Annotated in this window: 16 protein-coding genes; 1 reads left to right on the forward strand and 15 read right to left on the reverse strand. The window is 36.0% G+C overall.

Annotated features, from left to right (window positions below):
- Window positions 1-442: 442 nt before the first annotated feature.
- From rplS to Q0X52_RS02865, 13 genes are all read right to left on the reverse strand, one after another.
- Complete coding sequence (gene rplS, locus Q0X52_RS02805; RefSeq protein ID WP_297574592.1) at window positions 443-799, reverse strand: 50S ribosomal protein L19; 357 nt, start codon at window positions 797-799, stop codon at window positions 443-445.
- Window positions 796-1,488 carry a tRNA (guanosine(37)-N1)-methyltransferase TrmD gene (trmD, locus tag Q0X52_RS02810; RefSeq protein WP_297574595.1) on the reverse strand — a complete coding sequence of 231 codons (693 nt, stop codon included), beginning with the start codon at window positions 1,486-1,488 and terminating at the stop codon, window positions 796-798. Before trmD ends, rplS begins: the two co-directional genes overlap by 4 nt.
- Window positions 1,485-2,012, reverse strand: coding sequence for a ribosome maturation factor RimM (rimM, locus tag Q0X52_RS02815; RefSeq protein ID WP_297574597.1), 528 nt, complete (start codon window positions 2,010-2,012; stop codon window positions 1,485-1,487). The genes trmD and rimM overlap by 4 nt, the downstream gene beginning before the upstream one ends.
- Entirely contained in the window at window positions 2,012-2,260 is a 249-nt protein-coding gene (locus tag Q0X52_RS02820; RefSeq protein WP_297574600.1) for a KH domain-containing protein, read from the reverse strand. Before Q0X52_RS02820 ends, rimM begins: the two co-directional genes overlap by 1 nt.
- Window positions 2,261-2,262: 2 nt before the next feature.
- Window positions 2,263-2,496, reverse strand: a complete 234-nt coding sequence (rpsP, locus tag Q0X52_RS02825) for a 30S ribosomal protein S16 (protein ID WP_297574603.1) — start codon at window positions 2,494-2,496, stop codon at window positions 2,263-2,265.
- A 68-nt stretch (window positions 2,497-2,564) separates the two neighbouring features.
- A complete protein-coding gene (gene ffh / locus Q0X52_RS02830; RefSeq protein ID WP_297574606.1) occupies window positions 2,565-3,902 on the reverse strand; it encodes a signal recognition particle protein in 1,338 nt (445 codons plus the stop codon).
- Window positions 3,903-3,968: 66 nt separating this feature from the next.
- Window positions 3,969-4,727, reverse strand: coding sequence for an RluA family pseudouridine synthase (locus Q0X52_RS02835; protein WP_297574608.1), 759 nt, complete (start codon window positions 4,725-4,727; stop codon window positions 3,969-3,971).
- Window positions 4,724-5,857 (reverse strand): lipid IV(A) 3-deoxy-D-manno-octulosonic acid transferase, encoded by a 1,134-nt coding sequence (waaA, locus tag Q0X52_RS02840; RefSeq protein ID WP_297574611.1) that lies wholly within the window; start codon window positions 5,855-5,857, stop codon window positions 4,724-4,726. Before waaA ends, Q0X52_RS02835 begins: the two co-directional genes overlap by 4 nt.
- Window positions 5,854-6,582, reverse strand: coding sequence for a C4-type zinc ribbon domain-containing protein (locus Q0X52_RS02845; RefSeq protein ID WP_297574613.1), 729 nt, complete (start codon window positions 6,580-6,582; stop codon window positions 5,854-5,856). Before Q0X52_RS02845 ends, waaA begins: the two co-directional genes overlap by 4 nt.
- A 10-nt stretch (window positions 6,583-6,592) precedes the next feature.
- Entirely contained in the window at window positions 6,593-7,312 is a 720-nt protein-coding gene (locus tag Q0X52_RS02850) for a Nif3-like dinuclear metal center hexameric protein (protein WP_297574615.1), read from the reverse strand.
- Entirely contained in the window at window positions 7,290-8,162 is an 873-nt protein-coding gene (gene glyQ / locus Q0X52_RS02855; protein ID WP_297574619.1) for a glycine--tRNA ligase subunit alpha, read from the reverse strand. The genes Q0X52_RS02850 and glyQ overlap by 23 nt, the downstream gene beginning before the upstream one ends.
- 10 nt (window positions 8,163-8,172) lie before the next feature.
- A complete protein-coding gene (purE, locus tag Q0X52_RS02860; RefSeq protein ID WP_297574622.1) occupies window positions 8,173-8,670 on the reverse strand; it encodes a 5-(carboxyamino)imidazole ribonucleotide mutase in 498 nt (165 codons plus the stop codon).
- Complete coding sequence (locus Q0X52_RS02865; protein ID WP_297574631.1) at window positions 8,667-9,935, reverse strand: peptidase U32 family protein; 1,269 nt, start codon at window positions 9,933-9,935, stop codon at window positions 8,667-8,669. The genes purE and Q0X52_RS02865 overlap by 4 nt, the downstream gene beginning before the upstream one ends.
- Before the next feature lie 174 nt (window positions 9,936-10,109).
- Between Q0X52_RS02865 and glnA the strand changes: the two genes are divergently transcribed.
- Window positions 10,110-11,540 (forward strand): type I glutamate--ammonia ligase, encoded by a 1,431-nt coding sequence (gene glnA, locus Q0X52_RS02870; protein WP_297574634.1) that lies wholly within the window; start codon window positions 10,110-10,112, stop codon window positions 11,538-11,540.
- Window positions 11,541-11,668: 128 nt separating this feature from the next.
- Here glnA and serA read toward each other — a convergent pair whose 3' ends face one another.
- Together serA and Q0X52_RS02880 are read right to left on the reverse strand one after the other, a co-directional pair.
- Window positions 11,669-13,249 carry a phosphoglycerate dehydrogenase gene (serA, locus tag Q0X52_RS02875; protein WP_297574637.1) on the reverse strand — a complete coding sequence of 527 codons (1,581 nt, stop codon included), beginning with the start codon at window positions 13,247-13,249 and terminating at the stop codon, window positions 11,669-11,671.
- A 38-nt stretch (window positions 13,250-13,287) separates the two neighbouring features.
- Entirely contained in the window at window positions 13,288-14,976 is a 1,689-nt protein-coding gene (locus Q0X52_RS02880; RefSeq protein ID WP_297574639.1) for a 30S ribosomal protein S1, read from the reverse strand.
- Window positions 14,977-15,044 lie beyond the last annotated feature (68 nt).

The following is a 15,044-nucleotide window of genomic DNA, read 5'->3' on the forward strand; positions in this document are numbered from 1 at the left end:
TTTAAAGTTAAAATAAACAGCTGAAATTTAGACTTAACTACCATTTTAAAAGGTTTAAATTTCAAATTAATAGCCATAAAGTCTACAATAAAATAAAAAACTAAATTTAAAAAACCTACTAAATAAAGAGTTAAAATTTAACCATTTTAAAAACTCTCAACTTATAGGAGTTTAGAGGCTAAATTTAGCTTTTAAAAGTGCAATCAATAAGCGCCTCAAAGTTAAAATAAACAGCTGAAATTTAAACTTAACTGCCATTTTAAAAACTCTAAATTTGAATGTTAAAAGGCTTAAATTTCAACTCAATAACCACAAAATCTACAATAAACAAAAGAAGTCAAATTTGAGTTAAATAGCTCAAAATAGAAAAGATTGGATTAAAATGTGTGGTAAAGGGGTAAAAAGATCTCTAGAACTCTAGCGATCTTTTAAATTTGTAGAATTATTTTTTAAGCTCTCTAATCTTAGCAGCCTTACCTCTTCTATCTCTTAGATAAAATAGTTTTGCTCTTCTAACTCTTCCATGTCTTAAGACTGTTATCTCTTCGATACTCTCACTATATAGTGGGAAAATTCTCTCAACGCCTACGTTGTTTGCACCTATTTTTCTAACGATAAAGGTCTCGCCTACGCCAGTTCCACGTCTTGCTATACAGATACCTTCAAAGTTTTGAATTCTGCTCTTATCGCCTTCGCGTATATGTATAGAAACTCTTATAGTATCGCCTGCGCGAAACTGAGGAACCTCTTTTTTGGCAATCTGCTCTTGCTCAAATGTCTCAATAAATTTATTTCTCATAATTTTCCTTTTATGTTGGCGATATTTGCTAAATCGGGACGGTAATAGCTAGTCTTTAAGCTCGCCATTTGATTTTTTAAAGCTTGTATTTTACCATGATTACCCTTTAACAATTCTGAAGGCAACGGGTTATCATTAAAAATAGTTGGCTTTACAAAAGATGGTGCCTCTAAAAGAAGCTCTTCAAAACTCTCCTCTTTCAAGGACTCTTCATTGCCAAGAACACCTTTGATATTTCTACAGATTGCATCGCTCATACAAAGCGCCCCAAGCTCTCCGCCAGTGATGATAAAATCCCCTATAGAAAAAAGTTCATCAACACACTGCTCAACAATTCGCTCATCAATCCCCTCATATCTTCCACAAACAAAACAAATATGCTCCTTTTTAGCAAGTCTTTTTGCATCATTTTGTCTAAATGGCTTGCCTGCTGGAGTTGGACAGATAATGTAAGCGCCCTGCTCTTTGCATCTTTTTATAGCCTCATAAAGCGGTTCTGGCTTCATCAAAAGTCCCGCACCGCCACCAACCATATAGTCATCGACTTTTTTATGTCTATCTTTTGAAAAGTCTCTAGGATTGATAAACTTAGTTGTGAAAAGTCCGCTATCTAGCGCTCTTTTTAGGATTGAGTCCCTAAAATAAAACTCAACCAAAGAGCTAAAAAGCGTAATGTAACTAATGGTCATAAACTCTTTAGAAGATCAAGTGAATTTTTGACTCTGATCTCTTCTCTCTCCAAACTAACACCAACAACAAAACGTTTGGTATATGGGATAAAAAACTCTTTTTTAAGACCGCTTTTAACTAAGGCGCTATCTGTTTTTACTAAAAGCAGCTCATTTGCCCCGCCATCAGCAATCTCATCAACAACACCAAGCAAAAGCGACTCTTCAAAGACTTTAAGCCCGATGATATCAAAGTAAAAGTATTGATTTTGCTCTAATTTACAGTTTTTTTTGGTCTCTTCGATAGTTTGATAAATTTTTCTATTTACAAGCTCTTTGGCTAAATTTATCTCTTCATATCCCTTAAAAATAGCAGTTAAATTTCCATCATTAAAAGCAGCAATCTCCAAAACTCTATCATCATCTAAGATAAACTTGGCGCCACTTTTAAACTGCTCTGGAAAATCACTTACTATGTGAATTTTTAAAGCCCCTTTAAGCCCTACTGTTTTGCCAATAGTTGCCACCAAAAGGAGCTCATCCATCACATCTCCTCGATAGGTTTAACTGTAATTCTATAAGAAGTTGGACTTTTGGCTTTGCAACCAAGCAAGACGGTTTTTATAGCATTTATCATTCTACCGCCTCTTCCTATGAGCTTTCTAGTATCAGATTTGTCGGCATAGATGATAATCTCTACAAAATTCTCATCTGCTTCTTCTTTTTTGACCTCTATCTTGTCTGGTTTGCTAGCAAGCAATAGAGCATATTGCTTTAAAAATTCTTCTACCATTTTTATGCGTTTGCTGTTATTCGTGCAACACGATCGCTAAGTTTTGCACCAACGCTCTTCCAATACTGAAGTCTCTCCTGATCAAATTTAACAACTTCAGGGTTGGTTATTGGATTATAGTAACCAATAGCCTCGATATAACCACTATCTCTTCTTTTTCTACTATCTGTTACAACAATACGATAAAAAGGTCTCTTTTTGCGACCTACTCTAGTTAGCCTTACAACTGTTGCCATCTGCTCTCTCCTTTAAATTTATTAAGACTTTTTTATAGACATCTTTTGCCCATAAAAAAATCCTAGAACTATCTAGGAATTTTTTGTCCGCCCATCATAGAACTAAGTGCACTCATACCACCATTTTTACTTGAAAATTTTTTGGCTATTTTTGAGGCGTTACTAAACTGCTTTAAAAAGCGATTTACCTCCATTTGAGTAAGCCCTGAACCAGCTGCCAATCTTCTCTTTCTTGAGTTGTTGAGTAAAGATGGATTTTCGCGCTCCTTTGGCGTCATTGAGTTAATCATTGCCTTTATATGAATAATCTCTTTTGAATTGTCAAGATCAACATCTTTTAGCTGGTTGGCAACATTTGAAAGTCCCGGTATCATACCAACAAGATTTTTAATACTGCCAAGTTTTTTTACGCTCTCTAGCTGAGATAAAAAGTCATTAAATGTAAATTCGCCCTTTTTTATCTTTCTGCTTATCTGTTTTGCCTCTCTTTCATCAAAAACAGCACTAGTTTTTTCTACCAATGTAGCAAGGTCGCCCTCGCCCATAATCCTACCAACAACTCTATCAGGTATAAAACCTTCAAGGTCGGCAATCTTCTCACCAACACCAATAAACCTAAGTGCTACGCCAAGCTGTTTTGCAACACCAAGCGCAATACCGCCCTTTGTATCAGAGTCAAATTTGGTTAAGATAACTCCTGTTAGTCCAATTTGTTCGTTAAATTTATCAGCCGATCTAATTCCATCTTGACCGCTCATCGCATCAGCTACATAAAAGACCTCATCGGGTGAGCTAAGTTTTTTAATCTCTTTTAGCTCATTCATAAGTTCCTCATCTATCGCAAGTCGTCCAGCTGTATCTATAAGTAAAACATCAAAAAGCTCATCTTTTGCCTTTTGAAGTGCTCCTTTTGCAACTTTGAGTGGATCTTTTTCATCTTCTATATAAAATAAATTTAACTCATTTGCCAAGCAGAGCTGTTTTAGTTGCTCAACTGCCGCAAGCCTTTGAAGGTCACAAGCTGCTATCAAAACCTTTTTCTTTTTTAGTTTTAGATAGTTTGCTAGCTTTGCTGTTGTTGTTGTCTTACCGCTACCTTGAAGTCCAACCATAAGCACCACAGTTGGTGGCTTGCTTGCAAAGACAAAGCCTTGATTGCCAGGCGCTGTTAAGATAGCTGTAAGATGTTCTTTTATCGAGTCGAGAAAGTGTTTTTGTCCAATTCCTTTGGCTTTGACATCATTTTCAATAAGAGTTAATAGATCTTTTGTTACTTTGTGATGAACATCGGCTCTAAGCAACGTTTTTCTAAGCGTATCAATGGCATTTTTAAGCGCCTTTTCATCATCAACAAATCTAAGTTTATTTACAGCAGATCTAAATGACTCGCTAATTTGGTTAAACACTCTCTTCCTTTTTATATATTTTATGCAGTTAAAGGGGCTATTATATCTTTTTATCCTTAAATATCTTTAAAATGGCAAATCTTTGGGTAGCTCAAAGCCAAACTCATTAAAACTATTTTTTAAGCTTGCTATAAATTTATAGCCCAAAAGCTCAATTTTATAAGCGTGCAAAAACATTCTAATAGAGCTGTTGTTGCCATATTTTTCATCGCCAACTATAGGATATCCAGCGGAAGCTAAATGGACTCTTATTTGATGAGTTCTGCCTGTTTCTATGCAGATGTTTAGAAGAGTTTTTTTGCCACTTATCATATAGGGTTCTACGTGTGTTATCGCCTCTTTTCCATACTTTGAAAGCTTAGTAAAAGCCCCACCTTTGCCCTTTAGTGTAATTAGTGGCTCATCTATAGTAAATGGCTCTTTGACAACTCCTTTTACTATGGCTAGATAGGTTTTTTTAACTCGTTTTACCCTAAATTCATCAATTGCTCTCTTTTGAAAATCGCTATTTTTTGCTAGCAACAAAACGCCACTTGTCTCTTTGTCTAGTCTATGTAAAAGCGCAAAACCAAATTTCTCTTCAACTTGGCTAGAAGTAATGGAGATTGGCTTATTTAGGGCTATGATATTGTCATCTTCATAAATTTTTTCTATAGCCTCTCTTTGCATAACTTTAAATTTGGTCCCAACATCTAACATCTCTCTAGCAATTGCAATTTTTGCACCTCTAGCAAAAACTAGTCCATCGTCTATTAGCTCTTTTGCCTTATTGTTTGAGATCTTTAGCTCCAATGCAAGCAACTTATAGGCTCTCTCTTTACTCAAATTTTCTCCTTTATTAGCTCTATAACTGGATTTAGGTCATACTCTTTTTTAATCTTAGTTTTAGGAAGCTCTTTTTCTAAAAGTCCTCGCAGCTCACTTGGCTCTGCAAAAATAGCACCATCAATTGAGTTAAAAAGCTCTTTTTGGTTGTGAATATATTTGCCACTAATAAGAGGCTTATTGTATCTTGCTATCTCTATTGGATTGTGACCACCAATGCCCCTAATAAAGCTTCCACCAAGTATAACAACATCGCAAACTTGATAAAACTCATCAAGCTTTCCAAGGGTGTCTAGAAGTATAAAATCGCTCTTTAGAGCTAAATTTTGGCTAAATTTCTCATAAGTTAAGTTTAGTCTTTTGCAATACTCTTTGGAGATAAGATCAACCTCATCAAAGCGCTCTGGATGACGTGGCGCGATGATGATTTTAAACCTCTTTGTTGCGATACTATCAAGTATAATACTCTCTTCGCCGCTATGAGTGCTTGCGATGACCAATATCTTTTTGTCACTTTTTAGCTCCATTTTTTGGCTAAATTTGCTCCTATCAACATAGCATTTTATGTTGCCATTTACGATGATATTTTTTGCACCAAGCTCCAAGAGTCGCTCTTTGTCTTTGGTAGTTTGTGCAAAAACAACATCTATATAGCTAAAAATTTTTCTATAATAAAATCTAAATTTGAGATATTTTTCATAGGAGTGATCACTCACTCTTGCATTTAAAAGGATGATAAAGGTGCCATTTTTTTTGGCATATTTGACTAAATTTAGCCAAAGCTCAGCCTCAAAAACAACTAGAACCTTAGAACCACCCAGCCAAAATGGCAAAAAAAGCTCATAAGGTAGAAATTTAGCCTCTTTGTCCCATCTCTTGGCCTCATTAAAGCCAGTTTGTGTGGTAGTTGTTATGGCGATATTTTTAAACTTATCAAAGAGTGGCGCTAGCGCTCTAACCTCTCCAAAACTACAGGCGTGAAAATGAACATCGGATTTTTTTAATTTTGAGTTATCTTTTAGGAAAAATCTAGCTGGAATGCTCTTTTTGTATTTGCTTTTAAATGAGAGTAGAAGCAAAATGGGCAATGCCACTACCCAAACGATAGCGGCAACTAAATTATAAATCACTCTGACTTCTCTTTTGTGCTACTCTCTTCTTTGTATAAAATTCTGCCACAATGTGGGCAAGTAACAATCTCATCGCCTTTTAAAACTGAATAGTAGGTCTTCTCGTTGATTCTTAAAAAGCAGCCATAGCAGGCCTGTTTTTTTACAGGAACAACTGCGCTATTTTTCGCCCACTTTCTAATTTTTTCATAAAAAGAGATAATTTTTTGATCCATCTCTTTTAGAAGTTGGGCTTTGTTTTTTGAGATTGCATTTCGCTCTTTTTCTATCTTTGCAAGCTCTTCGCCGCTCTTTTTTTTCATCTCTTCTAGCTCATCTTCCAAAGCTTTTTTCTTCTCTTCTAACTCTTGGTGTTGCTCTTTTTTGCTCTCTATAACTCTTTCAAGTCTTGCAATCTCTTCGTTAGCTGCATTTAACTGCTCTTTTGCAACTGTCTCTTCTGTGCTAAGTGCCTTTAGCTCTTTTTCAGTTTTGATGGTGGTTTTCTTTTTGGAAACCTCTTTTAGTTTTTGAGCAAACTCTTGTATCTGGATATTTGTTTTAGAAATTTGACTTGCTAGCTCCTTGTTATCGTCCAAAAGCTCCTCTTCTTGCTTGCTAACTGCTCCAATCTCATCCTCTTTTGAGCCAACTTTTTTCTCTATCTCTTCGATTTGTGGAGTAAATTCATCTATCTGTTTATCGTATGTTGACAACTCTATAAGTTGCTTTAAGTATTTGTTCATCTTTTCCCTTTTATATGTAACTAAATGGATTTATTGAATTACGAATTATAACTTCTATTTGGTTTTTTTGCAAGTGTTTAGCAAGTGCCAAAGCAAAATAGCACTCACTTCCAAAGTGAGTTATATCAAAAAGCGAAATGCCATTTTCATGAGCTTTAAGTGCTAAATGATATCTAATATCGCCCGTTATAAAACAATCTGCCAAAACACTATCTATCAAATCCCCGCCACTTCCTGTGCAAAGTGCCACTCTTTTGATAAAATCTCCCGCCTTTACTGCGTGAATTTGTTCTAAATTTAACCTTTTTTTGAGCCACTTTCCAAACTCATCAAAGCTTAAATTTGGCTCAAAATAGATAAGAAAGTCATCTCTATCTACAATATCTACTTGTAAAATTTGAGTTGCAACATAGTCATTTAAGACAAATTTATCAAAATTTGTATGCATGCAGATAAGTTTTATCTCTTTTTTTATAAGCTCTCTTATCAAATTTGATGGATAGAGATTGTCTATCTTTTTTAGACCACCAAAAATAAGCGGATGATGAGTTATGACTAAAGAGTTTGACAACATCTCCCCAACAAGGGCACTATCAAGATCTAAACTTAGATAGAGCTTTTCAAACTCATCTTGCATGCTGCCTAGTAAAAGTCCGCTATTGTCCCAACTCTCCTGCTCGCAAAATGGCGCAATTTGATCTAAAATTTCATAGATCTTTGCTATCTTCACTCTCATCTCCCAAATAGCACAAAGCACACTCTCTTGCAAGCTCTCTAATCTTTAAAATATACTCTTGTCTTTGCGTTACAGAGATAGCGCCTCTTGCATCTAAAATGTTGAATGTATGAGCGCAAAGCATACAGTAATCATACGCCACAAGTGCTAGCTTTTCTTTTAAAATCCTTTTGCACTCCTTAAAATAGCCATCAAACATAGAAAAAAGCATCTTTGTATCGGCCAACTCAAAGTGATATTTACTAAACTCATACTCGCTTCTTTTATGAACATCACCATAGGTAAAGACTTTGCCATCATACTCATCCCAAACAAGATCAAACACACTCTCTTTATCTTGCAGATACATGGCAAGTCGCTCAAGTCCATAAGTTATCTCAACACTTATACTTTTGCAAGAGATACCGCCAACTTGCTGAAAATAGGTAAATTGTGTCACTTCCATTCCATCAAGCCAAACTTCCCAACCAAGTCCCCAAGCGCCAAGTGTTGGGCTCTCCCAGTTATCTTCAACAAATCTAATATCATGCTTTTTTAGATCAAGTCCCAACATCTCAAGGCTCTTTAAATAGAGCTCTTGAATGTTTGCTGGGCTTGGTTTTATGATTACTTGATATTGGTAGTAGGCGCCAAGTCTATTTGGGTTTTCGCCATATCTTCCATCGGTCGGTCTTCTAGATGGCGCAACATAAGCTGCAGCCCATGGTTTGCTATCTAGACTTCTTAAAAATGTAGCATTATGGTATGTGCCAGCACCAGCTGGTATATCGTAAGGCTGAATTATAATACAACCTTGCTTATGCCAATACTCTTGTAGTTTTAAAATAATTTGTGAAAATGTCATATAAACTCCATTATTTGATACGAACTTCTATGCTTTTTGAGTCGCTCTCAACATTTTTAGCACTCTGCTCTCTGTTTACCTTAAGCTTCTTGGCTAACTCTTCGTCGCTTGTAGCCAAAATCTGAGCTGCCAAATAGGCGGCATTTTTTGCACCTGCCTTGCCAATCGCAACTGTTGCAACAGGTATTCCACCTGGCATCATAACAGTTGAATAAAGAGCATCGGCACCAGAAAGGGTATTTGAAAACATCGGCACACCAATGACTGGTTTTATGGTATTTGCCGCCACTGCACCTGCCAAATGAGCCGCCATGCCAGCTGCACAGATAAAGACCTCTGCACCTTTGTTTGTCGCCTCTTGAACATACTCTGCAGTTCTTTTTGGAGTTCTGTGAGCTGAGCTTATTATCATCTCATAAGCAATGCCTAACTCCTTTAAAATACTCTCACACTCTCTCATAACCTCAAGGTCGCTTTTGCTACCCATTATAATGCTTACAAACTTCATAAATTCTCCTTTATTTTCTCTCTTAAAAAGCTAAATTTAGCAAGCTTTATTGGAAGTTTTATTGGATTTAAATTTCCGCTATGAACCTCACTTAGCTCTTTTTGGTTTTTTGTTATTAGTCTTTTAAAAATCAACATATATCTGCCATTTTCTTGATAGATTCTGCCTATATCGTTATCGCAGCACTCTAACTGCTTGTTAGCAGACAAAATTTCGTATGGTTTTTGCAAAATTATCTTTGACTTTACACTTATGTAGCCCTCTTCGTCACTCATTGCAACAACTTGATGAGTTCCATCTTCTTGGCTTGAGTCTAAATTTTGACTATCTAATCGCTCATAAGGTCTTTTTACAACATATCCATCCATAAAGCCTCTGTTGCTTAGGCTATTTAGTTCATAGTTATATTTAGAAAGGTCAAATTTAGGCGTATTATACTCATCCATTGCCATTCTATAAGCGTTTGTGCTACAAGCAACATAATACTCACTCTTTGTCCTGCCCTCAATCTTCAATGAGTCAATGGCATTGCTAGAGATAAGCTTTTCTATGTGGTTTATGAGATTTAGATCTTTTGAGTTCATTATCATAGTTCCATCGCCACTGTTTTCTTCTAACCTAAACAAAGCGCCATTTTCTGGATCTTTGGCATATAACTCATAGTTAAATCTACAGTCATTTGCACAACTTCCTCTGTTGGAAAATCTTCCACTTTGAACGGCGCTTATAAGACAGCGACCACTATATGCAAAGCACATTGAACCATGACAAAACATCTCAAGCTCCAAATTTGGCAACATCTCCTTTATAAAAATTGCATCTTTTAAGCTCATCTCTCTTGCTGCAACTATCCTACTAACTCCAAGTTCATAGTAAAACTTAGCATCTAGATAGTTCATAACATTTGCTTGAGTCGAAAGATGAATCTGGGAGTGCGGCAAAAGCTCCTTTGCAAGAGCGATTGTGGCTGGTGTTGAGACGATGACCCCATCAACTTTTAGCTCATTTAAAAAATTCATATGCTCTTTTATCTTCTCAAGTTGGGAGTTAAAGGCAAAGCTATTTACTGCTGCATAAAATTTCTTGCCGTGCTCTTTGGCTATCTCAACGCCCTTTGCAAAGCTCTCTTTTGTAAAGTCCTTTGCACTTCTTTGGCGTAGGCTAAAGTTTCCAACACTTGCATAAATTGCGTCGGCGCCATAATTTATGGCTATTTGAAGCTTTGTAAGATTGCCCGCTGGGCTTAATAGCTCTATCTTTTTCAACTCTCTCCTTTTTGATAAAGTCATATTATATTCTATTTAGTTAAAATTGTATTTAAAGCAAAATTTATCTAACTTAGCTAAATAAAAAATAGATTTTTTAAAAATATAAAATTAAATAAAAAATACCGTTGTTTATGTTAAAATAAAGCTTCTGAAATTTAAATAGGAGATATCATGGGAAAATTTGTTAAAAACTTAGATGAATTTTTTAAATTTTGTGATGAAAATGAGGTCGCTTTTGTTGATTTTCGCTTCACCGATATGAAAGGTACTTGGCACCACATAGCATATAACTATCACAGACTTCAAAGAGAGCTAATGGAAAATGGAATACCATTTGATGGCAGCTCTATTGCAGCATGGCAGCCAATCAACCAATCCGATATGCTTTTAAAGCCCGATGTTGAAACTCTCTTTTTAGATCCATTTACAGCCGATGTCACAGCAGTGGTGATTTGCGATGTTTATGATGTCTATAAAAATGAGCTTTATGAAAAATGTCCAAGAAGTATTGCAAAAAAAACAGAGGCCTTTTTAAGAGAAAGTGGCATAGGCGACACATGCTACTTTGGACCTGAAAATGAGTTTTTTATCTTTGACGATGTTAGAATCGTGGATTCATCAAATGTTGGAATGTATAAGATAGACAGTGAAGAGGGTTCGTGGAATAGTGGTAAGAAATTTAAAGATAGTTACAATACAGGTCACCACCCAACTGCAAAAGGTGGATATTTTCCAGTTCAACCTGTAGATAGTATGGTTGATCTAAGAGCTGAGATGTTGCAAGTAATGGAGCAAATTGGGCTTGAAACCTATCTAGCTCACCATGAGGCAGGTCAAGCACAAGGCGAAATTGGCGTAAAATATGGCACTTTGGTTGAAGCAGCCGATAATGTTCAAAAGTATAAGTATGTGGTAAAAATGGTAGCTCATCTCAATGGCAAAACAGCTACATTTATGCCAAAACCGCTTTATGGGGACAATGGTAGCGGTATGCACGTGCACCAATCCATATGGAAAGATGGACTAAATCTTTTCTATAAAAAGGGAGCTTATGGCAATTTAAGCGATGTTGCAAGATGGTATATCGGCGGTATTTTAAAACATGCAAGAAGTCTTGCTGCATTTACCAACCCAAGCACCAACTCTTATAAAAGATTGATACCTGGATTTGAGGCGCCAAATATCTTGACATACTCTTGCCAAAACCGCTCAGCTTCTATTAGAATTCCATATGGAAGTGGCAAAAATAGCGTTAGAGCTGAGATAAGATTTCCAGATGCTACAGCTTGCCCATATTTAGCCTTTTCTTCACTGCTACTTGCAGGACTTGATGGCATAAAACACAAATATGAGCCTGTTGGTCCAATGGATGAAAACTTATTTGAACTAACTCTTGATGAGATAAGAAAAAGAGATATAGAGCAACTTCCACACACCTTAAGAGGGGCTTTGGAGTCGCTTATAAGGGATTGTGACTATCTAAAACCTGTAATGAGTGATCTCTTTATCCAGACATATCAACACTTTAAATTTGAAACTCAAGTATGGCCATATGAAGCTAGACCAACAGCGTTTGAGTTCAAAACTTGCTATTCATGCTAAAAAAGTTGCCATCTAATGGCAACTTTTAACTAAATTTAACTCCGAAAATATATTGATAAATTATAAAAAATTCTTAAATTTCACTGCTTAAATTTGTAAGTTTAGTGGCTATAAAAAGCCACTAAAGTTTATAAAACTGCGTATTTTGCCCAAATGCAAGCTGGGATCTTGTTAAGTGCTGCAAGAGTCTCTTTTGTAATATCTTCATCTACAAGAATTACAGCCAAAGCGCCATCGCCACTATTACTTCTACCAAGTCTAAAGTCTGCGATATTTATCTGCTCTTTAGCTAAAATTGTGCTGATATCTCTAATAACTCCCGGAATATCTTCGTTTTTAAAGACAATCATCTTGCCTTTTGGCTTAAAGTCAGTTTTAAAGCCGTTGATATTTATAATGCGACCCTCATTTTCGGCAAAGACTGTGCCACTAACTGATGAGATATCTTTATCGGTTACGATTTTTACTGTAACTCTGTTTTTGTAGCTTGACTGAGTTATAACTGATGTTTTAAGCGCGATTTTCTTCTCTTCTGCTATAAATTTGGCATTTACATAATTTATATTATCTCCCAAAGTATCCCTAAGTGCGCTCACCAAAGCAAAAGTTATCATAGAGTCAAGATAGTTTGCAACCTCGCCTGAAGCTTGCAACTCAATACTTTTGATAGGTGCTTTATTTATCTGCGCTCCAAGGTAGGACATCTTTGAAATAAGCTCGATATATGGCTCTATATCTTTTGGAATATCTTCTTCTTTTATAGGCAAATTTAGTGCGTTTGGATAACAAATGCCTCTTAAAGCACTAATTGCTTGCTCAACTGCTTGAGTTGCAATATTTTTTTGTGACTCTTTGGTATTTGCACCAAGATGAGGAGTGGCTGAAACATTTTCAAAGTCCAAAAATGGATGGTCAGTGGCTGGCTCTTTGTCAAAAACATCTATACCAAGATAGGCGATTTTGCCACTTTTAAGCCCTTCAACTAGAGCATCTTCATTAAAAAGTCCACCTCTTGCACAGTTTATCAACCTAACACCATCTTTTAGTTTTTTCATCTCATCAAAAGAGATCATATCTATCGTTTCTTTTGTCTTTGGTGTATGGATAGTGATAAAATCGCTACTCAATATCTCGCCAAAATCTTCACAATACTTAACGCCAACGCTTGTTGCCTTAGATGGTGAGATATATGGGTCATAAGCAACTACATCCATACCAAAAGCCAAAGCTCTTGTAGCAACTCTTGAGCCAATATTACCAAAGCCTATAACTCCAAGTTTTTTGCCAAAAAGCTCATTGCCATACCACTTCTCTCGCTTCCAAATTCTATTTATCTTTAGGTCGTTGCAAGAGTTGACATAGCTTCTTGCGGAGTTAATAAGATGAGCCATAGTCATCTCAACAGCAGCTATTGTGTTTGCTGTTGGGACATTCATAATGATTATTCCTCGTTTTGAGCAAGACTCAATATCCACATTATCCACACCAACACCAGCTCTAACAATTGCTTTTAAATTTACACCTGAGTTTAAGAATTTATCATTTACAGCTGTTGGGCTTCTAGTGATTGCTACATCGGCTTTTGGCAAAAGTTTTAAAAGCTCATCTTTGCTAAGCTCTGTAGCATCAATAATTTCAATATCTCTCTCTTTTTTTAGTAGTTCAAATCCAATTGGATGTATCGCATCGCAAACTATAATAGTACCCATCTCTTAACTCCCTTAAATTATAAGCCTAAATGGCAAATTTAGTTATTTTGTAACTGCTCTTTTATAAGATCGCCTAAAGTTACCTTCTCGTCACTATCGTTTATCTCGTTTAGGACTGCTCTTTCTTTCTGTCTTTCAAGGCGTCTAAGGCTAAGTCTGATTCTATTTCTTCTCTCATCTATAAAATCAATTGCCGCCTCTATCTCATCGCCAACTTTTAGATTGTCAAATTCAGTACCTGGAATATCCTCTTTTCTGATGAGTGCGTCAACATTTTCGCCAAGTTCAACAAAAATTCCAAACTCTTTGATATCTCTTATCTTGCCCTTAACTGCATCACCAATATTGTGCTTTTTGGCATACTCTACAACAGGGCTATCCTCTAGCTCTTTTTTGCTAAGAGAAATTTTTTCACTCTCATCATCAATCTTAATAATCTTTACCTCTATCTCATCGCCAACTTTAAAGAGCTCTTTGCATCTTACTGCTCTATCCCATGAGACATCTTCGTTGTGTAAAAGTCCCTCTACTGAGTCTATTTTTACAAATGCTCCAAAATTTGTGATGGTAGTCACCTCTCCTTTTACAACATCGCCAACTTTATGTTTTGACTTAAATTCGACAAAAGGTTTTGGTAGAAGGTTTTTAAGACTTACTCTTAAGCGTCTTTTTTCGCTATCTATCTCAATAATCTCAACATCTAAATTTTGACCCTCTTCTATGAAATCTTTTGGATTTTTAATGTTTTTATCCCAAGAGATCTCGCTTATATGTAAAAATCCCTCTATATCATTGCCAAGATCAACAAAAGCACCATATGGCTCTATGTTGCTAACTGTTACGTTGATGATATCGCCAACACCTAGCTCGTTTTCTTTGATCTCTCTCCAAGGATCTGGAGTAGCTGCCTTTATAGAGAGTGAAAGATGTCTTTTTTCACTATCATAATTTATAACTTTTACTTGAGTTTTATCGCCCTCTTTGTAAAGCGTTTGAGGATTGACAGGTCCTTTGTAACTTATCTCACTATAGTGAACCAAACCATCGACTCCACCAACATCTACAAACATTCCATAAGTTGTGATTTTTTTGATAGTTCCCTCAATAATCTCATCGCTTTCTAGGATTTTGGAAACTATCTCTTTCTTGGCTTTTCTCTCTTCATCAACTAGCTTTTTTCTAGAAGCAACTATGCTTTGATCTTCTTTATTTACTTTGATTACTTTTACTTTGTATTGTTTGCCAATAAGTGAGTTTGAATCCTTTAAAGCGCTTTGCGAGCGAGGCATAAAAAACTCTAGCCCATCTTTTGTAACGCAGATATAGCCACCTTTGTTTCTAGAAACAATCTTTGCATCAAAGATATTTTCAGCCTCTTCATCATAAGAGTCGATAAACTCTGCAACTTTTATCTTTTTTAATGCTTTTTTGTATGAAACTATCGGTTTACCGTTGTAGCTACTTACGATAACTACCTTTATAGCGTCGCCTACATTGTATAAAAGAGCGCCGTTGTCATCTTTTATCTCTTCTGCGCGTAGAAGCCCTTCGGACTTTCTATCTACATCAACAAAAACCTCATCACCTTTGATAGCAACGATAGTGCCATCAATCACAACTTCTTCCTCTTTTTTCTTGAAAGACTCTTCCAACATTGTTGCAAAATCCATCTCTTCATTGAGATGCTCTTTTGCTTCACTTTGAACTCCTGTGTTCACCTCAGCCATTTTTTTCCTTTTGTCTATGATTTCTATCTATAAATAAAATAGTAGGAATTGATTTTATGATAACTTTG

Source organism: uncultured Campylobacter sp. (assembly GCF_947255105.1).
In the GTDB taxonomy this organism is placed as follows: domain Bacteria; phylum Campylobacterota; class Campylobacteria; order Campylobacterales; family Campylobacteraceae; genus Campylobacter_B.